This is a genomic window from Sulfurospirillum oryzae (assembly GCF_025770725.1).
Classification (GTDB): Bacteria; Campylobacterota; Campylobacteria; order Campylobacterales; family Sulfurospirillaceae; genus Sulfurospirillum; species Sulfurospirillum oryzae.
This window is the reverse complement of the sequence record NZ_JANZKZ010000001.1, coordinates 688308-709510: the sequence shown is the minus strand read 5'-3', so window position 1 is coordinate 709510 and position 21203 is coordinate 688308. Positions and strand designations below refer to the sequence as shown.

At 38.3% G+C, this 21203-nt stretch carries 27 protein-coding genes; 19 read left to right on the top strand and 8 right to left on the bottom strand.

The genetic code is table 11. The features are described 5' to 3' along the window. On the top strand, positions 1–531 hold the full coding sequence (locus N0B29_RS03485; RefSeq protein ID WP_263832294.1) for a hypothetical protein: 531 nt from the start codon (positions 1–3) through the stop codon (positions 529–531). Further along, on the top strand, positions 521–1033 hold the full coding sequence (locus N0B29_RS03480; RefSeq protein ID WP_263832293.1) for a DUF6115 domain-containing protein: 513 nt from the start codon (positions 521–523) through the stop codon (positions 1031–1033). Before N0B29_RS03485 ends, N0B29_RS03480 begins: the two co-directional genes overlap by 11 nt. Positions 1034–1065: 32 nt before the next feature. Here N0B29_RS03480 and N0B29_RS12995 read toward each other — a convergent pair whose 3' ends face one another. Then, positions 1066–2511, bottom strand: coding sequence for a methyl-accepting chemotaxis protein (locus N0B29_RS12995; protein ID WP_318526687.1), 1446 nt, complete (start codon positions 2509–2511; stop codon positions 1066–1068). Next, entirely contained in the window at positions 2477–2989 is a 513-nt protein-coding gene (locus N0B29_RS03470) for a PAS domain-containing protein (protein ID WP_263832292.1), read from the bottom strand. The genes N0B29_RS12995 and N0B29_RS03470 overlap by 35 nt, the downstream gene beginning before the upstream one ends. Positions 2990–3114: 125 nt before the next feature. Between N0B29_RS03470 and moaA the strand changes: the two genes are divergently transcribed. Then, a complete protein-coding gene (gene moaA / locus N0B29_RS03465) occupies positions 3115–4083 on the top strand; it encodes a GTP 3',8-cyclase MoaA (RefSeq protein WP_263832291.1) in 969 nt (322 codons plus the stop codon). On the opposite strand, the gene N0B29_RS03460 is transcribed toward moaA, so the two are convergent. Next, complete coding sequence (locus N0B29_RS03460) at positions 4065–5216, bottom strand: molybdopterin-binding protein (protein WP_263832290.1); 1152 nt, start codon at positions 5214–5216, stop codon at positions 4065–4067. The two genes, moaA and N0B29_RS03460, sit on opposite strands and share 19 nt — an antisense overlap. 80 nt (positions 5217–5296) lie before the next feature. Between N0B29_RS03460 and N0B29_RS03455 the strand changes: the two genes are divergently transcribed. The 15 genes from N0B29_RS03455 to mnmL all read left to right on the top strand — a co-directional run bounded on the left by N0B29_RS03455 (position 5297) and on the right by mnmL (position 17399). Then, positions 5297–5707 carry a hypothetical protein gene (locus N0B29_RS03455; RefSeq protein WP_263832289.1) on the top strand — a complete coding sequence of 137 codons (411 nt, stop codon included), beginning with the start codon at positions 5297–5299 and terminating at the stop codon, positions 5705–5707. 1 nt (position 5708) lies between these two features. After that, complete coding sequence (locus N0B29_RS03450) at positions 5709–6377, top strand: 16S rRNA (uracil(1498)-N(3))-methyltransferase (RefSeq protein WP_263832288.1); 669 nt, start codon at positions 5709–5711, stop codon at positions 6375–6377. Between the two features lie 100 nt (positions 6378–6477). After that, on the top strand, positions 6478–6678 hold the full coding sequence (gene rpmE, locus N0B29_RS03445; protein WP_025343427.1) for a 50S ribosomal protein L31: 201 nt from the start codon (positions 6478–6480) through the stop codon (positions 6676–6678). Between the two features lie 12 nt (positions 6679–6690). Continuing rightward, positions 6691–7503: a 16S rRNA (cytidine(1402)-2'-O)-methyltransferase gene (gene rsmI, locus N0B29_RS03440; protein WP_263832287.1), complete on the top strand. Its 813-nt coding sequence runs from the start codon at positions 6691–6693 to the stop codon at positions 7501–7503. A 90-nt stretch (positions 7504–7593) separates the two neighbouring features. Beyond that, positions 7594–8277: a 23S rRNA (guanosine(2251)-2'-O)-methyltransferase RlmB gene (rlmB, locus tag N0B29_RS03435; protein WP_263832286.1), complete on the top strand. Its 684-nt coding sequence runs from the start codon at positions 7594–7596 to the stop codon at positions 8275–8277. After that, positions 8270–9196: a hypothetical protein gene (locus N0B29_RS03430; protein ID WP_263832285.1), complete on the top strand. Its 927-nt coding sequence runs from the start codon at positions 8270–8272 to the stop codon at positions 9194–9196. The genes rlmB and N0B29_RS03430 overlap by 8 nt, the downstream gene beginning before the upstream one ends. Next, positions 9193–10008, top strand: a complete 816-nt coding sequence (locus N0B29_RS03425) for a hypothetical protein (RefSeq protein WP_263832284.1) — start codon at positions 9193–9195, stop codon at positions 10006–10008. Before N0B29_RS03430 ends, N0B29_RS03425 begins: the two co-directional genes overlap by 4 nt. Before the next feature lie 15 nt (positions 10009–10023). Beyond that, complete coding sequence (locus N0B29_RS03420) at positions 10024–11244, top strand: LL-diaminopimelate aminotransferase (RefSeq protein WP_263832283.1); 1221 nt, start codon at positions 10024–10026, stop codon at positions 11242–11244. Then, the gene (locus N0B29_RS03415) at positions 11241–12512 is read left to right on the top strand and encodes a homoserine dehydrogenase (protein WP_263832282.1); all 1272 of its coding nucleotides are present in this window, start codon (positions 11241–11243) and stop codon (positions 12510–12512) included. Before N0B29_RS03420 ends, N0B29_RS03415 begins: the two co-directional genes overlap by 4 nt. After that, complete coding sequence (locus N0B29_RS03410; RefSeq protein ID WP_263832281.1) at positions 12512–12838, top strand: YraN family protein; 327 nt, start codon at positions 12512–12514, stop codon at positions 12836–12838. Before N0B29_RS03415 ends, N0B29_RS03410 begins: the two co-directional genes overlap by 1 nt. An 85-nt stretch (positions 12839–12923) precedes the next feature. Continuing rightward, on the top strand, positions 12924–13241 hold the full coding sequence (gene trxA, locus N0B29_RS03405; RefSeq protein ID WP_263832280.1) for a thioredoxin: 318 nt from the start codon (positions 12924–12926) through the stop codon (positions 13239–13241). 129 nt (positions 13242–13370) lie between these two features. Then, positions 13371–14303, top strand: coding sequence for an NAD(P)/FAD-dependent oxidoreductase (locus N0B29_RS03400; RefSeq protein ID WP_263832279.1), 933 nt, complete (start codon positions 13371–13373; stop codon positions 14301–14303). A gap of 18 nt (positions 14304–14321) precedes the next feature. Beyond that, positions 14322–15089, top strand: coding sequence for a 4-hydroxy-tetrahydrodipicolinate reductase (gene dapB / locus N0B29_RS03395; protein ID WP_263832278.1), 768 nt, complete (start codon positions 14322–14324; stop codon positions 15087–15089). A 19-nt stretch (positions 15090–15108) separates the two neighbouring features. Next, entirely contained in the window at positions 15109–16446 is a 1338-nt protein-coding gene (gene purF / locus N0B29_RS03390; RefSeq protein WP_263832277.1) for an amidophosphoribosyltransferase, read from the top strand. Further along, positions 16446–17399, top strand: a complete 954-nt coding sequence (mnmL, locus tag N0B29_RS03385) for a tRNA modification radical SAM protein MnmL/YtqA (RefSeq protein WP_263832276.1) — start codon at positions 16446–16448, stop codon at positions 17397–17399. The genes purF and mnmL overlap by 1 nt, the downstream gene beginning before the upstream one ends. 3 nt (positions 17400–17402) lie before the next feature. Here mnmL and N0B29_RS03380 read toward each other — a convergent pair whose 3' ends face one another. Together N0B29_RS03380 and N0B29_RS03375 are read right to left on the bottom strand one after the other, a co-directional pair. Continuing rightward, the gene (locus N0B29_RS03380) at positions 17403–17942 is read right to left on the bottom strand and encodes a DUF2393 family protein (protein WP_263832275.1); all 540 of its coding nucleotides are present in this window, start codon (positions 17940–17942) and stop codon (positions 17403–17405) included. A gap of 10 nt (positions 17943–17952) precedes the next feature. After that, the gene (locus tag N0B29_RS03375; protein ID WP_263832495.1) at positions 17953–18330 is read right to left on the bottom strand and encodes a DUF2393 family protein; all 378 of its coding nucleotides are present in this window, start codon (positions 18328–18330) and stop codon (positions 17953–17955) included. Between N0B29_RS03375 and N0B29_RS13075 the strand changes: the two genes are divergently transcribed. Next, the gene (locus N0B29_RS13075) at positions 18302–18427 is read left to right on the top strand and encodes a hypothetical protein (RefSeq protein ID WP_263832503.1); all 126 of its coding nucleotides are present in this window, start codon (positions 18302–18304) and stop codon (positions 18425–18427) included. The two genes, N0B29_RS03375 and N0B29_RS13075, sit on opposite strands and share 29 nt — an antisense overlap. A 51-nt stretch (positions 18428–18478) precedes the next feature. Here the strand turns inward: N0B29_RS13075 and hisIE are convergent, their stop codons facing one another. From hisIE to N0B29_RS03355, 3 genes are read right to left on the bottom strand one after another with little or no spacing between them, the layout of a single operon-like run. Then, positions 18479–19162: a bifunctional phosphoribosyl-AMP cyclohydrolase/phosphoribosyl-ATP diphosphatase HisIE gene (gene hisIE / locus N0B29_RS03365; RefSeq protein ID WP_263832274.1), complete on the bottom strand. Its 684-nt coding sequence runs from the start codon at positions 19160–19162 to the stop codon at positions 18479–18481. Beyond that, positions 19159–20247 (bottom strand): SPFH domain-containing protein, encoded by a 1089-nt coding sequence (locus N0B29_RS03360; RefSeq protein WP_263832273.1) that lies wholly within the window; start codon positions 20245–20247, stop codon positions 19159–19161. Before N0B29_RS03360 ends, hisIE begins: the two co-directional genes overlap by 4 nt. Positions 20248–20265: 18 nt before the next feature. Continuing rightward, positions 20266–21180, bottom strand: a complete 915-nt coding sequence (locus N0B29_RS03355) for a branched-chain amino acid transaminase (RefSeq protein WP_263832272.1) — start codon at positions 21178–21180, stop codon at positions 20266–20268. Positions 21181–21203: the final 23 nt, after the last annotated feature.

The following is a 21203-nucleotide window of genomic DNA, read 5'->3' as shown; positions in this document are numbered from 1 at the left end:
ATGGAAAATATTCGTTTTGTTACGGCATTTTTAAAGATAGCTTATGAGCCAAGTAGCTTAGAAAACACAACCTTTATTCAAGAGTATTACTCTCTTTTACAGCTCAATGATGATCCGTTGGGTTTATGGCTAAAGTCTTCAAAAATTCGTAAAGAATCTGAACAGAGTGACCAAGTACTTTTGACGCTTTTGGTTGATTTACACCGTAAAATAGACAAGCTTACACATTTAATGACCAGCGAAGCGCCTTTGCATATTCCCCTCTCGTGTGAGGGAATGCTCAAGTCGATTGGACATGGGTATATTGAGTTTGATAGTAATGTTTTGCAAGTCTCTGAGACTTACTATGCACGTATTGATATGCCGACCTTTCCAAGACGCCAAATACCTCTTTTTTTTGAAGCCATAAGTGAAAGTGTTGGAAAAATTGTGATGATGCACGAAGATGACGAAAAAGATTGGAGTGGTTACATGGTTGCATGTGAACGCGCAATGATACGTCAAATGAAAGGAAATCAAAGTGAGTATTGAAACCCTCGCCTTTATTGCGTTAGCAGCTCTTGTGGTGATCATTTTTTTGATGGTCTATATTCGCGATGTTGAGGTCAATAAAAAACTGCTTATTTATGAAAAAAGTATTGAAGAACTTAACTACCAAAATCATGTACTCAACAAAACGCTGGGTGAACTTACGAGCCATAAAGAGCCTGCGTTTGATGCTAAAGCCATTGAGAGTAAGATACTAGGGCAGGTAAAAGAGGAGATTCATCAAAGTGTATTTCCACTGATAAGTTCACTCAAAGATGTTGAAAAAATCATGCAGAATTTTAGAGATGAACAAAGTGGACGTATTGATCGGTTGGAGAGTCGTACCAAAGAGATGAGTTTTGCCTCTTCTTCACCTTCAAGTTCGAATGAAAAAGTGATCGTTTCTCAATATGCCAAAGGTAGAAGCGAAGCGGAAATTGCTAAAGATTTGCGTATTGGTATAGGCGAGGTTGATTTGGTTTTAAAACTGGCAAATTTAAAGTAAGAGAGGATTTATCCCCTCTTACTTTATTTACACTAAATTGCGCGTTTAAGCTCTTCGGTGTGCTCTTCTACCATTTTATCCAACGTCGCAAGAAGCGTTACGCTGCCTGCTTCTAATTTTTTAAAGATATTGATATAGCGTGCAACCGTATCCATAGTGTAGCCCACTTTGATTAATTGCTCATTTTCGTTCATACATTCAATAATTTGTGAAAGTGGTGCTTCAAGCATGTGGTAAGATTTGGTATTATGAAAGCGTTCGTTGATAATAGGACTCGTGTACCATGCTCTAAATTTACAGTTCTCATTTTTAACAAATTTCCCATCGGATCTTTCATTGAGGACTTCATCATACGTATTTGTTTTGCAGAGTATATGGTCTGTTTTTGCTAACGTAGCTCTGATTTTACTATCGAGCGCATAAGAGATATTGGCTGTGATATTGGCATCTTTATTGAACTCTTTTAATGCTTCTTCAAATTGAATAACATTTTCCCCACTGTAATTTGCAATGACATTGATACGATCTGAATTGGAATGAATACCATTGGTTTCTTGTTGTAAGGTTTGAATGGTCATGGCAATTTCTTGTGTCGCTTTTTGTGTACGTTCTGCTAGTTTTCGAACTTCATCGGCAACAACAGCAAATCCTCGTCCATGCTCACCTGCACGCGCTGCTTCGATAGCAGCGTTAAGTGCTAACAGATTGGTTTGATCGGCGATATCTTTAATCAGATTAACGACAGAAGAGATCTCCGATGTTCGTTCACTCAGTGACGTAATTGCTTCATTGGTGCTCATAAGAAGCTCTAACAACTCTTTAATACCATTGGATAAAACCATAACTGTTTGTAAGCTTTCATCCGATTTTTTAGCCGTTGATTTTGATACTTCGGTAATTTTTGCCATTTCTTCAATACTGGTAAAAAGGTCATGTTGTACGCTAGTAATGCCTTTACTGCCACCACCAAGATCAGCAAAAGCTGATGAGAGCAAACCCCTTACTTTCCCTTTTTGTCCTTCAACAATGCCTTTAACACCTTCTGCGATGTAGTGCGCATTTGTGGCAAAAAGACCACGAAAACCCTCGTTAAAGATATTGCGGTATGTTTTGCCTTGGCTTGCTGATTCTATGGATGTTTTGGTCTCTCGCATCAAGGCTTCCATTTGATCAAGAAGGTCATTAATCTCTAAAGCAATTTTTCCCATAGGTTTATCAGGATCGATATTGACAACACGGGGTTCTAAGTTACCGTGTGCAGCCTCTCGAATGACATTTAAGGTTTTTTCATAGAGCTCTGCATCGCACTGCATCGTTTTTCGGCTACCAAAAAAAGAGCCAGCGGCAACGCCAACAAGTAATCCTGAAGTGGTAAATCCTTCGGTATAACCTGCATAATAAGCACCCAAACTTGCTAAAAGGAAGAGTGCAAAAAGAGCTATTTTATAATCGTTGCAGCGTGTTAGAAAACTCTTCATAACTCACTCCTTTTTGATTTAGAATGTCGGTAAGATAAGCTTGTGATGCTTCCATACCTCCTGTTTTTTCAAGTTCTAAAAGTTTTGCGTAAAGCGGTTGAATAATCTCTAATGCCTTAGGGTTTGCTTTGCGTCTAACTGAATAGTAACCGATGATTTTTCCTGATTGGTCTGTTGATGCAGTAACATTGGCATAAACCCAGTAGTGCCCACCATCAAAGCTAAGATTTTTGACATACGCAAAAATCTCTTCTTTGTTTTTGACTTTATCCCATAAGAGTTTGAAAATAATGCGAGGCATATCGGGATGACGGATAATGTTATGCGGTTTACCAAGAATATCTTGTTCACTCGCACCTACGATTTTTATGAAAGGTTCATTGCAGTAAGTAATTTTGCCTTGAGTATCGGTTTTGGAAACCAAAAAAGCATTTGTACTTACATTATGTTCCTTGTTATTCGGAATAGGCTTTTGCATACCTAGACTCCTTGGGAATGTTTCTTAAAATAATGTAATAAGATTTTAGCCCAATACTTTTTATAAATAGCTTCAAGGTGACATTTTATGTATAATACCTTTCGCATTAAATCAAGAGGAAAAACATGTTAGTTGATGGATTTGGAAGAAACGTCACGTATCTAAGGATTTCAGTGACTGAAAGATGTAACTTTAGATGTCAATACTGTATGCCAGAGAAGCCTTTTTCATGGGTTCCCAAAGAGAATTTACTCAATTTTGAAGAGTTGTTTTTATTTGTCAAAGTTGCTATTGATGAAGGAATCACGAAGATTAGAATTACAGGGGGAGAACCTCTGCTTAGAACTGATCTTGATAAATTTATCGCAATGATTAATAATCACAAAAGTGGACTTGACCTAGCGCTCACCACCAATGGCTTTTTACTCAAAGATGCGGCGCAAAAACTTAAAAATGCAGGACTCCAACGTGTTAACATCTCTCTTGATAGCCTTAAACCTGATGTTGCAGGTAAAATGGCGCAAAAAGATGTGTTAGCCAAAGTGCAAGCAGGTATTGAAGAAGCGCTCCGTGTCGGTCTTAAAGTAAAAATAAATATGGTGCCGATTAAAGGGATCAATGCTGATGAAGTGTTGGACGTACTAGAGTATGCCAAAGCGCGCGGTATGTCGATTCGCTTTATTGAATACATGGAAAATACGCATGCCAAAGAACAACTCAAAGGTTTAAGTGGTCAAGAAGTTCAAGATATGATTGCTCAAAAATATCATTTTAAGGCCATAGGTCGTGTAGGACCAAGTCCGGCACATCTGTTTGAGTTTGATGATGGTTATGTCTTTGGTATTATTGACCCGCATAAGCACGATTTTTGTGAAGACTGTAACCGTATTCGACTTACCGCAGAGGGTATGCTCATCCCTTGCCTTTATTTTGATGAGGCGATGAGCATTAAAGATGCGGTTCATAAAGGCGATGTCGCGGGAGCTGCTGAAATTTTAAAAGAAGTACTCCGCAATAAACCTGAGAAAAACAAATGGAGTGATGACGATCAAAACCAGAGTTCTAGTCGCGCCTTTTACGAAACTGGTGGGTGAGTAAAGTAGAAGAAGGGGATTTCCTCTCCTTCTTCGATGCTCTCTTTGTTCTCAATAAGAGTGTATCCATTACACTGACTCAAAATATTAAGTCTTCCAGCCTCATAATAGGGGGCACTTACAAAATTTCTGCCATCGCTGTATCCAGGAATGGCGCTCATGCAATTATTTTTACATGTAATACGTTTTTGGTTAATACACGTCATAAAATCAGGAATAATGCGGCGCTGTTGTTGCAATTGTCTTATAAGAGGAACACCTAGCATTTCAAAACCTAACATACACGAAAGTGGCAGTCCTGTTAAGTGTAAAATAGGTTTGTTCTCAAAAAATGTTAGCGCACTCGGTTTTGCTGGAGCGATGCGAACATGATGAAAAAGTGGTGTCATTTTTGTCTCTAAAAGTTGGCACATTGCATCATGTTTACTCATCGCTCCTGTGGTGATAATACAATCTGCTTTTTGACACAACACCCGTAATCTCTCTAATATTTTTGTCTCATCTTCTTCGCAAATTTCAATAGCTTCTATCTTAGCTCCCATTTCAATGATTCGTGCTGCCAAACTCATCGCATTTGAATTGTAAATTTCGCCTGTTGAGAGTTGATTGCCAATGCTTAAAATACTAATGATAGGCTTTTGGAGTGCTATAACTTTGCTGATACCTTGGGAAGAGAGTGCGGTAATCTTTTGCGCGCTGATACGTTCAAATTGTTGGAGGATTAACTCTCCCTTGGTAATGTCTTCGCCCTCTTTTTTGATATGTTGCTCTAGCGTTACATGTAAAGTTGTTTTGATGCGCTCAGAATGCTCTAAAAGCGCGTCTTCTTCCGCTATAACAGCAGTGATCCCACGTGGAATGCTTTGACCTGTCGAGAGTTTAACACCAAAGCCCATAGGAATTGGCGAAGGGTAAGGCGGTTTGAGTAGTGTGTAAACGTTTGTTTCAGGGCTAAAGGCAATACCGTAGCCTTCCTTTAGGCTCATTGGGTGTTTAGGGAGGGCAAATTTGGCATACACGTTAGAACTAGCAATGCGGTTTATAGCTTTTAAAAGAGGCAAAGTCTGTTTTCCATGTAAAGGTTTGATCTGCGTCTGAATAATATGAAGTGCTTCTTGATATGAAATAAGCATGGTTTAACCTTATGATTTATGGGTAATATTATACTAAAATGGGTACAATCTGAGATTATTTTTGTGAAGGATTTTTCATCATGGAAGAGCTGATAAGCTTATCGAGCCAATTACACTTAGTATTTATCGTTCTTTTGGTCGTACTTATAGCACTGAATCTCTATCTCCTCAAAAGTGACAAAACATTTCTCAAACTCTCAAAAAGACTCGAGCTCATCGCACCTCAGTACTACATCGTTCTCTCGGCTATCTTTTTTACAGGCATCATCGTCATGGCAGTACGTCAATTTAGCTTCTCATGGTCGGTGTGGTTGATGATCGTTGTATGGGTTTTGATTGTAGCTTTTGGCATCAGAGGGCATAAAATGTATAAAAAAATAGAGCGCACTGAAGCGTCTCAAAGTGCTTATAAACGTTATGCAATCAAAAAATACAGCCTTGATTTTCTAGCGCTCATTGCCACAAGCGCACTTTTTTATCTGGTGCATTAAAATGCAGTTTGTGTATCATGCGGGTGCGGGTGAGTCAATACTCAAAGTTGATACGAGAGAGTATGAGCATATCTTTAAAGTGCGACGCATCAGTGTGGGAGAAAAACTTCATTGGCGAAATCTGGAAGATGCGTTTATCTATGAGTATGAAATTTCTCAGATTGGTAAAAAAGAGGCACTTTTAGAGTTGATTTCCAAAAAAGAGCTTCCGTTGTTGCCTTCAAAAGTTTTACATGTAGGGTGGAGTGTGGTTGATCCTAAGATTATTGAGAAAACGCTTCCGATGCTCAATGAGCTGGGTGTTTCTAAGATAAGCTTTGTTTATGCCGAATTTTCACAAAAAAACCATAAGCTTGATATGGAACGCATAAAGCGCATTTTAATTAACTCTTCCCAACAGTGTGGACGAAGCAGGCTGATACAGATTGAAGTGTTGCCTAACGTGCAAAGCTACATGCAACAATACCCCAAAAGTTACATCCTAGACTTTTCACAGACAAAGCTTAATGCTACTTCGGATGTCTCTTCGATCTTGATTGGACCTGAAGGTGGGTTTAGCGAAAAAGAACGAAATTTGCTTCAAAATCAGCCGATTGTGGGTCTTACATGTAACACAATTTTACGAAGTGAAACGGCTGTTGTAGCTGCGGCTTCCAAAATATTGGCATGACTTGAAATAATGAATCTTTTGTGCTATAATTTGCACCCTTTGGCAAGACGTGCCAAATAATAGATTTTATTTTTATGATAAATAATTAAGGAAACACATTATGAAAAAAGATATTCATCCTGAATATGTACCGTGCGTAGTAACTTGTGCATGTGGAAATAGTTTCGAAACTATGTCTAACAAAGCAGAGTTAAGAATCGATATTTGCAGTTCATGTCATCCATTCTTCACGGGCAGTGAGAAGATTGTTGATGCTGCGGGTAGAGTTGAGAAATTTAAGAAAAAATATAGCTTAAAATAGTTCTTAAAACCATTGATCTATTTCATTCCTACCCCCATAGGAAACTTAGACGACATCTCCGTTAGAAGCCTTAAACTTCTAGCGGAGTGCAAAACCCTTTTCTGCGAAGATACACGAATTACCAAAAGACTTCTCTCTCTTCTTTCCCAACGACATAACATAGAATTTCAAATCAAAAACTTTATTTCCATGCATTCACATAACGAAAATACCGTTCTTTCTACGATTGATAAAAAAATCTTTGAAGAGAGTGTAGGTTATTTAAGTGATGCAGGAATGCCAGGTATTAGTGATCCAGGAGCTGCGTTGGTGCGTTTTTGCCAAGAAAATGCTCTTCCTTACGAAATTCTCCCCGGTGCGAATGCAGCGTTACTTGCTTATGTTACAAGCGGTATTGAAACACATCAGTTTTTGTTTTATGGTTTTTTATCGCATAAAGGAATGGATCGCCAAAACGAGCTTTTTGAAGTATTGAATTCCCCTTACGCTGTGATTTTGTATGAATCCCCACATCGTATTGAAAAACTGATCGAAGAGTTAGCCCAGTTTGCCCCCAATCGTAAAATATTTGCGATCAAAGAAGCAACAAAACTGTATGAAAAACGCTTTTTAGGAACCTCTTTAGAGGTGCAACAAGCATCTAAAACTGCTAATCTCAAAGGTGAATGGGTTATTGTCATTACCCCTGAAATGCAACAAGGTGGCGAAGCCATTACCAAAGAAGATTTGATTGATCTTGACCTTCCTCCCAAACAAAAAGCAAAACTTCTCTCTAAACTCACAGGCGAAAGCATTAAAGAGTGGTACACTAAACTTCAAAAGTAATGTCCCTATTTTGTTACATATAATGTGCTAAAAAAGTGTTTCTCGTGAAAGCTAGCATTATTTTAAGCCATTTTGGATACAATAATTGCCATGATAATCTATGGAAAACAACTCTTTTTACATCTGTTAAATCACTATCCTTCAAGGATCGAGACGGTATTCTTACCCAAAAAGTGTGAACCTAAACTCTTCTCGCAGATCGCTCGCGTAACGCAAAAGATTTGTACCATTGATGAGCGAAAAGCACAAGCCATGAGCCATGGAGGAAACCATCAGGGCTTTCTTGCCGAAATTAAAGATCTTGAACTCACCCCTTTTAATGAGATCAAGCACGGCTCTTTTTTGGTTATTTTGGACGAAGTGACAGATGTTGGAAACATTGGTGCCATTGTACGTAGTGCCTATGCTTTTGGCGCAGATGGCTTGATTTTAAGTGGTATGAAAACGTGTAATTTGGAAGCCATTTTACGAACAAGTAGTGCTGCAGCCTTTGAATTGCCGATTGCGTTATGTCCTTCAACACGTGATATGCTCAATGAACTCAAGCAAATAGGGTTTACACTCTATGGTGCTGATATGGGTGGCGTTGACGTAAAAGAAGTGACATTTGCACCTAAACGAGCTTTAATTATGGGAAGTGAAGGCAAAGGATTGTCTCCTAAAGTAAAAGAGCGATTAGATACGATTGTATCAATCAAAATGGCAAGAGCATTTGACTCTTTAAACGTGAGTGCAGCCGCTGCTGTGCTTTGTGATAGGATTGCCAATGGATAATGATATCAGAGTCTTAGAAAAGATTGGTCTGCAAGAAGTTTGTAAAAGAACGCACATTGAAGTCAAACAACTAGAGTACATGATCAACAATCAATATGACAAGCTCAACAAAATCAATACCCTTGGTTTTGTCAAAATTTTATCGAGAGAATACAAGCTTGATTTTACGGATTGGCTTGAAGGTTTCTATGACTATTGGGCAGAGCACAAAGCTGAAGAAGACTCTTCCAAAGAAAAAATATTTATTCGTGCTAAAAGTGAGCGCTCTTTAAAAAAAGGAGCATGGCTCTTTTTACTGATCGTTTTGATTGCAGGTATCTTTGGTGTCATTTCTATTTTTAAAATCGAGATAAATTTTGATGTTATGAGCCTTTTGGATAAAACGAAAACTGAAACAAAACAAACCAGCGCATTTCAAAGTGCTCCAGTAGTGCAAGAAACGGCAACTTCCTTAGGCGTTAAAGTTGAAGAACGCGTGGTTGAGACCAACAGTAGCAATAGTACTGTTCAAGCAGTTGTTGTCAGTATTGATGAAAATTTGACACGTAAAACAGAAGCAAACGATACGAACAGTGGCATTGTTGCCCCTCTTCCAGCGCTTCCCGAATCCAATACATCATTGGTGCGCGATATCCCTAAAAACAGTGCCATTATTGCTCCTACAAAACGTATTTGGGTCGGTATTATCAATCTAGAGACATTCAATCGCAAAGAGAGTTCAAGTGATCAAAATATTACACTTGATCTAAATAAACGTCAAATTATTAAAACGGGTAATGGCTTTTTTAAACTCTCCTACGACGGAAGTGTAGAAGATTTTACGGAACAAGGATCTACTCGCTTTTTGGTTGAAAATGGAGCAATTAAAAAAATCTCTGAAGAGAAATTTATTGAGCTTAATCGAGGCAAAAACTGGTGAAAAAATTACTCCTTATCTTAACCTTAGCGCTCTCTTTATTTGGGGCTCAAAATCTTCAAGACAAAATTAAAAGTTTCGTTGGTTCGACAAAGTATGAAACGCAAAAAAACCTTATTCAGGTACTTTTTGCTGAAAGCAGCAATTTCACAAAATCTAATGGTGAAGTGAATAGTGTTAAAGTCATCTCTGTACTGAAAAAAAATGGTTTATTACAGCTTTTATACGATAAACCCATTCAGTTAAGATTGGCTTTTCGTACACAAAATGATCCATTGATTTTTCTCAAGATTGTGAATGAATCTTTAGAGGCAATGGGATATAACTACTTTTTAACGAGTAATGCGTTACGTGATAGTGCTGGATTTGTTTGGGAGATCTACCTTCAAACAGAGCATATTGTCGATCCTGAAGCCTTCGCGAATGCCCTTGAGGCTAGAGGATGCACTATAACGAATATCGTAAAAAATGATGACCAATACTGGTTTTATGACATTGATTCAAGTAACGCTTATTTAGGCGCTAAAAAGGTAGAAAGTGGAGTTACGACGCCATTAGGCAAACCTTTGAAGCCTTATTGGATTGATGTGAAGAATATGAGAGAGGTAACAATAACGGTTCATGCAGGTGATCGTTGGTTCCCCGATGTTGTCTTTTTTGATGGGAATTTGCATCTATTAAGTGATGTCAAATCCGAAGAATCGACAAGAACGCTGAAGCTAAAAGTTCCTAGTAATGCCGCTTATTTAAAAATTGGCGATGCTTTTATGCTTGAGAATATAAAGCATGGATTATCTTTACATGTAAAAGAGTAAAAGAGGAGAAAGATTATGTTTGATGAGATTAGATTTAATACAATAGATAGATTACCAGGGTATGTTTTCGCCCAAATTAATGACCTAAAATTAGCAGCTCGCCATGCCGGTGATGATATTATTGACTTTTCAATGGGAAATCCTGATGGAAGAACGCCACAGCATATTATTGATAAGCTTGTAGAGTCTGCTCAAAAAGACGGTACACATGGTTATTCGGTTAGTAAAGGTATCTATAAATTACGTTTAGCGATTTGTAATTGGTATGCACGTAAATATGGGGTTACGCTCGATCCTAACACTGAAGCTGTCGCAACACTTGGTAGTAAAGAGGGTTTTGTGCATTTAGCACAAGCCATTATGAACCCAGGCGATGTAGCCGTTGTTCCTGATCCTGCTTATCCAATCCATGCGTATGCTTTTATGATTGCAGGTGGAAATGTTCACAAATTTGGAATTGATTATAATGAGAAATATGAACTTGATAAAGAGCAATTTTTTACAAAATTGAAAAAAGTGTTTAAAGAATCAGCTCCAAAACCAAAATTTGTCGTTGTTAACTTTCCACATAACCCAACCTGTGTAACAACCGATGTCTCTTTTTATGAAGAGCTGGTCGCTTATGCTAAAGAAGAACGCTTTTATATTATTAGTGATATTGCTTATGCGGATCTTTCTTTTGATGGCTATGAAACACCATCTATCTTTCAAGTAGAAGGTGCTAAAGATGTCGCTGTTGAGTGTTATACACTCTCTAAAAGCTACAATATGGCAGGTTGGCGTGTTGGTTTTGTTGTGGGTAACAAAAAACTTGTTGGTGCACTTCAAAAAATCAAATCATGGTTTGACTATGGTATGTTTACCCCAATTCAAGTGGCTTCAACCGTTGCTCTTGATGGCCCACAAGAGTGTGTTGATGAAATTCGCGCAACGTATAAAAAACGTCGAGATGTTTTAGTCGAGAGCTTTAACAATGCGGGCTGGCCAATGGAAAAACCACAATCAACCATGTTCGTATGGGCAAAAATCCCAAAAGTTGCTGCACATTTAGGGAGTATGGAATTTGCAAAACAACTGCTTCAGGAAGCCAAAATTGCAGTGAGCCCAGGTATTGGTTTTGGTGAGAGTGGTGAAGGATATGTCAGAATTGCACTCATCGAAAATGAGAACAGAATACGCCAAGCAGCACGTAATGTGAAGAAGTATTTGAAAAGTTTAGAAGGCTTACAGGAATGATCAAAGTAGGAATTATTGGTGTAGGAACTGTTGGTAGCCATGTTATTAAGATTTTACAAGAAAATGAAGATATCATCACAGCACGCAGTGGCAAAAAAATTGTTCCTATCATCGGTGTCGTTAAAGATATAACAAAAAAAAGGGATGTTAACATCCCTTTGAGCAGTAATGTGGATGATGTTTTAGAAAACCCAGATGTCGATGTTGTGGTTGAATTAATGGGTGGTGTGGATGAAGCCTATAAAATTGTAACACGTGCTCTTAAAAATAAAAAAGCCGTTGTCACAGCTAACAAAGCACTTCTAGCATACCATCGCTATGAGTTGCGTGATCTTGCTGGCAATACTCCTATTGGGTATGAAGCCAGTGTTGCGGGTGGAATTCCTATCATTAAAGCACTTCGCGAAGGGTTAAGTGCTAATCATATTGATGCTATTAAAGGCATTATGAATGGTACATGTAATTTCATTTTAACCAAGATGATGAATGAAAAAGCAGAATTTGCAGATGTTCTGAAAGAAGCACAAGCTTTAGGCTATGCAGAGGCTGATCCGACCTTTGATGTAGGTGGATTTGATGCAGCACATAAACTGCTTATTTTAGCCAGCATTGCTTACGGAATTGATGTCAAGCCTGAAGAGATTTTGATTGAGGGCATTGAGCATATCAACAGTGAAGACATCTATTTTGCAAAAGAATTTGGCTACAACATTAAACTCCTTACCATTGCTAAAAAAAGTGGTGATCAAGTAGAACTTCGTGTACATCCAGCACTTGTTCCGATCAAGCAGATGATAGCAAAAGTTGATGGCGTGATGAACGGTATTAGTGTTATTGGTGATCGTGTGGGTGAGACGATGTATTATGGACCTGGAGCTGGAGGAAGTGCTACCGCAAGTGCTGTTGTTTCAGACCTTATCGACATTGCAAGGCATACACAAAATTCACCCATGTTAGGCTTTATTAAGCCGCTTGAAAAAAGTGGTTTGACACTGATGAATAAAGATGACATTTGCACACAGTATTATATTCGTGTAACGGTAGCTGATAAAATAGGTGTTCTCTCAAAAATCTCTGAAATTTTAGGTAAGCATACTATTTCTATTAGCAGTTTCTTACAAAAACAAGATGCAAACAGAGAAGAGAGTGCGGTCTTACTTTTCTCAACCCATACATGTAAAGAGAGCGATATTCAAAAAGCACTTCAAGAACTAAGTCAGTTAGAGTTTATAGAACTTAAACCAGCAATGATACGCATTGAGTCCTAATGAGTCTAAAAGTAGGTAAAGAAGCTGAAGAGAGGGCTTCTTCCTATTTAGAAAAAGAAGGCTACACTATTTTTATGCGAAATTTTCACTCCAAATTTGGCGAGATAGACATTATCGCAAAAAAAGAGAATATTCTTCATTTTTGCGAAGTTAAATTTTCACAAAACTATGATCCTATTACACGTATAACGCCCTCTAAAATGGCTAAAATCATTAAAACAATTAACTATTATTTATTGACGCATGCTACCACAGATGATTACCAAATTGATGCTATTTTAGTAACGCCCAAAACAATAGAAATAATAAAAAATATTACTTACTAAAAAAATAACTTGATGTGCTATGGTAATTTTAAAGTTAGAGTGAGTATAATTGATCATCTATAAAATAACGTTTTAGGGGATAAAAATGGGAAAATATCTAGAGTTAAATGCATCAAATTTTGATAGTACAGTAGCCGAAGGCGTAGCTTTAGTAGACTTTTGGGCACCTTGGTGTGGACCTTGTCGTATGATCGCTCCAGTTATTGATGAATTAGCAGGCGATTTTGATGGTAAAGCAAAAATTTGTAAAGTCAATACTGACGAAGAGCAAGATGTTGCTATTAAATATGGCATCAGGTCAATTCCAACGATTCTTTTCTTTAAAAACGGTGAGTTAGTGGATCAAATGATTGGTGCATCATCCAAACAAGTTTTAACTGACAAAGTTAATTCTCTTCTTTAATAAAAATTTTGTAAGGAAGTCATTAGACTTCCTTGTCTACAATACCTCTTTTAGGCTATGAGCATGATTTGTATCTGCTTAGTTTACGAACTATTATTCATTCAGTCTAAAGAAATATAAGGAAAAACCATGTTAGATCTAGCAATTATTGGCGGTGGCCCAGCAGGACTAAGTGCTGGATTGTACGCAACACGCGGCGGTTTAAAAAACGTGGTGATGTTTGAAAAAGGTCTTCCTGGCGGACAAATCACCAGTAGTAGTGAAATAGAAAATTATCCAGGAAGTGCGCAAATATTAAGCGGTTTAGATTTTATGGCACCTTGGTCAGAACAGTGTATGCGTTTTGGTTTGAAACATGCAATGGAAGAGGTCACGCGTATCTCTAAAAATGAAGATGGTACATTTCAGATTTCTTTAGCTGGTGGAAAAAGTGAACAGGCAAAAAGTGTGATTGTTTGCACAGGAAGCACTCCTAAAAAAGCTAATTTTGAAGGTGAAGCAGAATTGTTTGGTAAAGGTGTTAGTACCTGTGCAACATGTGATGGCTTTTTTTATAAAAACAGAGAAGTTGTAGCATTGGGTGGTGGTGATACCGCTTTAGAAGAGGCTCTTTATCTTTCACATATTTGCTCAAAAGTCTATTTAGTTCACAGACGTGATACGTTCAGAGCAAGCCCAAGTACGATTGAAAAAGTTAAGAATAATCCAAAAATAGAGCTTGTTTTAAATGTAACCGTTAAAAAAGCGTACGGTGATAAAATGGGCTTAAATGGCATTATTGTCGTAGATGATGCAGGTAAGGAAAGAGATATCGCAGTGCCAGGTGTCTTTGTTTTTGTTGGAATGAATGTGAATAATGCTATTTTAAAGCAAGAAGATGGAAGCTTTTTATGTGAAATAGATGAAAATGGTAATGTTGTTGTAGACCTAAATATGAAAACATCTGTCAAAGGACTTTTTGCTGCAGGCGACTTACGAATAAAGGCTTCAAAACAAGTAGTGTGTGCTGCGGGTGATGGCGCAACTGCTGGTATCCAAGCGTTAGAATATGTGAACCATTAAGAAGAAGGAAAATTTAGAATGATACACGTTGGAATTCACGGCTCAACTGGTAGAGTAGGGAGATTACTCATTGAGAATCTTACCAAAGATAAAGAGGCAAAACCTTATGTTTTGCATGCGATTGAAGATTTTGGATTTACACCTCCAAAAGATGCAGTTGTTACCGATGATGTGCTAACACTTTTACAAAAAGCGGATGTTGTTATTGATTTTACGATTGGAATAGGCACGGAAGCATTGCTTGAAAATGCTTTAAAGCACCCAACGCCATTAGTCATCGGTACAACAGGCCTCAATGAGCATCAACACAATCTTTTAAAAGAAGCAGCAAACAATATGCCTATTCTTTACTCAACCAATATGTCTTTAGGTGTAGCCGTTTTGAATCGTTTAGTGGAGCTTGCTTCAAAAAGCCTCAGTGATTTTGATATCGAGATCGTAGAACAGCATCACCGCTTTAAAAAAGATGCTCCAAGTGGCACAGCATTAACCCTTGGTGAGCATGCAGCCCGCGGACGTGGACTTAATCTAGACGATGTACGTGTTAGTGGACGTAATGGTCTTATTGGCGAGCGTACCAAAGATGAGATTGCTATAATGGCACTCCGCGGTGGTGACATTGTAGGACGTCACACCGTAGGATTTTACAATGATGGTGAATTTATTGAGATGAACCATACAGCAACCAGTCGTGATACCTTTGCCAAAGGCGCAATTAAGGCCGCAAAGTGGATCATCAATCAACCTAATGGTCTTTATACAATTAGTGACTGCTTAGGTCTTTAAGAAAAGGTGATATGAACTTATGTGTGCGATTGTTGGTGTATTTGATGTAAAACATGCTTCTAAAATAGCCTATTATGCTCTGTTCGCGATGCAACACCGCGGACAAGAGGCAACAGGTATCAGTGCCAGTGATGGCAAGAAAATCAGAACGATTAAAGATAATGGTTTAGTTACCGAAGTTTTTAACGAAGACAAACTCTCTTTCTTACATGGTGATATGGCAATTGGTCATAACCGTTATTCAACTGCAGGAAGTGACTCTGTAAGAGATGCACAACCCGTTGCTGCAAGTTATAAGCTTGGTGACATTTCGATTGTTCACAATGGAAATTTAATTAATAAGCATGAAGTGCGAAGCAAGCTTGTTGAACAAGGCGCTATTTTTCAATCTTCTATGGACACCGAAAATATTATTCATTTAATTGCTCGCTCGCAACAAGGAAAACTTAAAGATCGTATCATCGAAGCTTTACATGTCATTAAAGGTGCTTACTGTCTTTTGATCCAAAGTAGATCCAAGATGTTTGCTGTGCGTGATCGTTACGGTGTACGTCCTTTGTCAATTGGTAAATTAAAAGAGGGTGGTTATATCGTTGCGAGTGAGACGTGTGCGCTTGATCTTGTAGACGCTGAGTTTGTAAGAGATGTAAGACCTGGAGAAATGGTTATTTTTCAACATGGTAAAGATGAGTTTGAAAGCATTCAACTTTTTGAGCCAGATCCGCATATCTGCGCCTTTGAATTTATCTATTTTGCTCGTCCTGACAGTGTCATTGAAGGTAAAAATGTTTATGCGGCACGCAAAAAAATGGGTATGAAGCTTGCAGAACTAGCTCCAGTTGACGCAGATTTTGTTATTCCCGTACCTGATAGTGGCGTAAGTGCAGCGCTTGGCTATGCGCAAGCAAGTGGAATTCCTTTTGAAATGGCAATTGTTCGAAATCATTACGTTGGAAGAACGTTTATCGAGCCTACGCAAGCGGTGCGTGATTTGAAAGTTAAACTGAAACTCTCTCCTATTCATAAGATTTTAGAGGGCAAGAAGATCGTAGTGATTGATGATAGTATTGTAAGAGGTACAACTTCACGCCAGATTGTTAAAATGCTAAAACGCGCAGGTGCTGCTGAAGTGCATATGCGCATTGCAGCTCCGACGATTGAACATCCTTGCTTGTATGGTATTGATACACCAAGCTATAAAGAGCTTATTAGTGCCAATAAAAATGTCGAAGAAGTCAGAGAGTACATTGAAGCAGATTCATTGGCCTTTTTAAGTATTGAAGCACTTAAAGAGAGCATTGGTAATGATATGAACTATTCACTGGTTAGTTTTGATGGAAACTATTTTATTAAATAATGCGCGAGATTTTAACCGCAGGACGGTACTTTAAGAGAAAATTTGGGGAAAAAGTCTATAAAATTCCCATTTCTATCTCTGGCTTTACATGTCCAAATATCGATGGTACCGTAGCACGTGGGGGTTGTGTTTTTTGTGAAAACGAATCATTCAGCCCTAACTTAGAGCACAACCAACCCAAACGATTTTTCCTGAGTCCTACATCAGAAAATCCTTATTTAGAGTTTCAACTTCTTCAATTAGAAGCGCAATATAAAAAGACAAAAGTTGCACTGACTAAAAAATTTGGTGCTCAGAAATTTATTGTCTATTTTCAATCTTTTACCAATACTTACGCGCCGCTTGAGACACTTAGAGCGCTTTATACCAAGGCACTCAGTTTTGAAGGTGTCGTAGGACTTAGTATTGGGACACGTACTGATAGTATCAATGAAGAGGTTATTGCTTATTTAGCAGAGCTTTCAAAAGAGCATGAGATTTGGATTGAGTATGGTGTTCAATCCTCTTCGGATGAGACATTAAAGCGAATAAACCGTGGGCATGATAGTGCTAATATTGAAAAATACATTGCTTTAACGCGTCAGTATGGACTTAAAATGTGTGCACATGTTATTTTTGGACTACCGGGTGAAACACCTCAAATGGCATTGGAGAGTGTTAAATTTGCACTTAATCTAGGCGTTCACTCCTTTAAATTTCACCCTTTGTATGTGGTGAAACGAACGGCACTTGCCAATGATTTTAAAAAAGGCGAGTTTATGCCTATCTCTGAAGAGTGTTATATTCAATCTTTGATTGAAGCGATTAAACTTTTACCCGAAGATGTAATGCTGCAACGTGTGAGCGCGGGTATTGAAGATGAGACACTGCTTTCTCCTTCATGGTGTTATACCAAGCATCAGCAGATGTTTAATATACGAAAAGCACTCAAACAAGAAGGATTTATTTATTAACTCTTAGTGGCAGTAAAGCTCATAGCGCGTATAAGGTTTTGCAAAAGAGGGTGGATAGCGCATAAAGACAGTAAAGTTACGCATTTCTCCTGTATGAAGATTTTCTGCAATCACAAATTCTTTCGTTGTATCTACTGAATAAATAGACTCTTTACTAAAGAGATTGTCAAATACCGATTTAGGTGCGAATACGATGGACTCGCTGCCTGTGGTATCGCTCAATTCATTTGCAACCTTGACTTCTAAAACACATGATCCTATTGTAAAGTTGCCAATATTGCGGATTTGCCCAGAAATAGAAAAAGACTCATTGATCAACACTTTTTTTTGTACTACATTTTCGAGTCGCGCAATTTTAGTGTATTTATCGAGTCCATAGATTGTAAAGATAGCGAAAATGCCTAAAACAAAGAATGTGGCAAGAATAGGTGCAAGCAATGAAGATTTTCCATCATGATTACGGATAGTCAGCGTAATAACCAAAATAAAAACTAAGAGAAGTATAATCATGGCGAACCAATGAAGTATTGTAAAATAAGTCAATTGGACTCCTTTAGTAGCATTCTGCTTTTAGTGTTGCGTTAACATCGTCACTATAATTGTAATTATCGAAAACACTTTGGAATTCCATAACGCCTTCTTTAGGAAGATCTTGTCTAACTAATATCGACTGTTTGGCAATAGGTTTTAACATGTTGATATAGGCTTTTAACCCTTGTGCATCTGTTTGTTTAATAATAGAGGTATGTATCAAGCAGAGTGTAAAATCTTTATTGGAGTTATTATAGATATTTCCTTCAACGATAAAAGAGGCCGAGAAAGTTAATTTTTTTGCCATAGTGACCTCCGTACTTGTTGCTCGGAGTAGTTCACCTAATTTCATTTTAATAAGAAAGGGGGCGATGACTAACATGAGAAGTGCAAAAATAATGAGAAAAAGTGATGCAACCGATGATCGTCTGGCAATTAAGCTTGCCAAGACAATCAATATTAAAAAAGTGAATAAGAGCCAAGCGAATGCCAAATAATCATAAAGACCAAAGTGTTTAATATAGGTCAATAGTGATAATTTGAGTGCATCAGTGTTCATTGCGGCTATTTTTCTCCTCTATTCCACTCAGTCCAAAGCGTCTCTCAAGTTCTTTGGTAATAAGCGATGGATGAATGTTCTTAGCGCCAAGAGCTACAAGGGCATGGAACATAAGATCAGCTGCTTCATAGATAATTTCTTTGTTATCATTATCTTTACAGGCAAAGCAAAATTCACCCGCTTCTTCGACAACTTTTTTCAAGATGCTGTTATCGCCTTTGTGTAGCAGTGATGCCACATAAGAGCTTTTAGGATCAGCCTTCTTTCGCTCTTGAATAATATGATAAATCTTGTCGCTAATCGAATAAGCCTCAATCTCTTTGGCTGGCTCTTTAGGGGTTTCTTCGACATCAATACGATTAAAAAAGCACGAAGAGCGTCCTGTATGACAAGCAACACCCTCTTGTTCCACTTTAAGCAATAATGTATCGCTATCACAATCCAAATAAGCCTCTTTGACATGTTGAAGGTGCCCGCTGGTTTCGCCCTTTTTCCAAAGACTTTGGCGACTTCTAGAGTAGTAGTGCGCAAGTCCTGTTTGCAAGGTTAAAGAGAGTGCTTCTTCATTCATATAGGCAAGCATCAATACTTCACCGCTATTAACATCCTGCGCAATGACAGGTAGAAGCGGTGAAGTTTTCCAGTCGATAGAATTTAAAAGTGTTGAACTCATTTGCTGACACTAACTGCTTTTTGGCTATCTTTGGTATCAACCCAAATATTTGGTACAGCTCCCCCCGGTGTTAGAAAAATCTTCGCATCTTTGTTTTCTTTCAGAGCTTCGTTGAATTTTCCTTGAACTTCGATTTGGCGAAGTGTTAAAAGCGGAGTTGAGATACTCTCAGAGATTTTTTTGTTAGCATAGGCATCAGCATCTGCTTCAATTTTGATAGCATTGGCTTGGCCTTGAGCATTAATCTCTCTTGCTTTGGCTTGACCTTCAGCTTCAGCGGCACGTTTTAAAGCTTGTTGATTGGCTATTTCAACCTCATAGCGCGTTCGTTCAACTTCTTGCTTGGCTACTTGAACTTTTTCAATTTGCTCTTTGATTTTTGCAGGTAAAACAATTTCTCTTAGTTGCATTGTGAGAAGTTCAACAGGTTTACCTGGTTGTGCATCAATCGCTTTACGGATGCCTTCTTCAATGTTAACGGCAATTTCATTTCGTTTTTGTGGAAGCTCTTCTGCATTAAATTTACCAATAACACTTCTTGTGACATCTCTTACCACAGGGTTAATGATTTTTTCTTCCCAAGCAAGACCCCATGTTGCAATGGTTTGAGGAGCGGTGGATGGTTCAAGTTTGTATTGTACGGTTAGGTCAATTGAAACAGGAAGTCCTCTTGCATCAAGAACGGAGATAGCGGCATTTTTCTTGATACCAGAACCTCTTTGTATGACTTCACCCAAATCTTCTGTGGAAGAGTAGTTCATAATACGCACTTTTGTATCGACAATAAACACTTGTTGGATAAAAGGAATAAAGAGATGAAAACCAGGATCCATTGGGGTTGATTCAAATTTACCTGTGGTCGCTTTAATGCCCATTTCACCCGAATTAATAATCACAAAAGGCTTTGCAACAACAGCAATGACGACGATCGCGATAAGCACATAGAATATCCCTGCTTTTTTACCAAGGTTTTTCATAAAATCGGGCGGTTCAATATTGAAAGGTGTACGATTGTCGTTGTCACCTCCACCACTGTTTCCTCCACTATTTTTCTTTTTAAAATAATCGTTCAAATCTGCTGGCATAATCTTCCTTTAGGGTGTTTAGATAAATGTTAATAAATGTTTATATTTTGGGTTACGTCCGTAAACAACATCAAAATAAGCGTCTTGAAGTTGTTTGGTCACAGGACCTCTTTTACCATCGCCAATAATGTAGTTATCGATATCTTTGATCGGTGTAACTTCTGCGGCTGTTCCTGTAAAGAAAGACTCATCTGCAATGTATGCTTCATCACGTGTAATGCGTCTGCGCTCAATTGGAATGCCCGCTTCGCGTGCAAGATCAAGAACCGTTGCTTGTGTGATACTTTCAAGTGAAGTGTCATTTGGAGGGGTAATCAGCACACCGTTTCTAACGATAAAGAAGCACTCACCACTACCCTCAGCGATAAAGCCTTCATCATCAAGTAACAGGGCTTCTTCATAGCCTGCTTCAAGCGCTTCGTATTTTGCCATTTGTGAGTTAAGGTAGTTTGCTGCCGCTTTGGCTTTGCCCATGGTTGAGCTCACTGGGTTGCGGGTAAATGAAGAGATTTTAACGCGAATGCCGTTTTCTAAACCTTCATCACCAAGGTAGCTTCCCCATTGCCATGCAGCAATCGCTGTATTGACAGGAGCTTTAACGTGGTTAAGACCCATAATGCCGTATCCTAGATAGATCAAAGGTCTGATGTAAACATTTGACGTAAAGTCGTTTGATCGTAATACTTCAATATGTGCCGCTTCAAGCTCTTCAAGCGTATAAGTTGCTTTAATACGTGTAATTTTTGCAGAATTAAGCAAGCGTTTGGTGTGCTCGCGAAGTTTGAAAATGGCAAGACCATTTTCAGTCATATACGCACGAGTGCCTTCAAAAACACCATTGCCATAATGAAGTGTATGGGTCAAAATATGTACTTTTGCATCATCCCATGCAACGAGTTTGCCGTCCATCCAAATGTATTTTGCTTTATCCATTGTTTTACCTTCTTAAAAGTCGT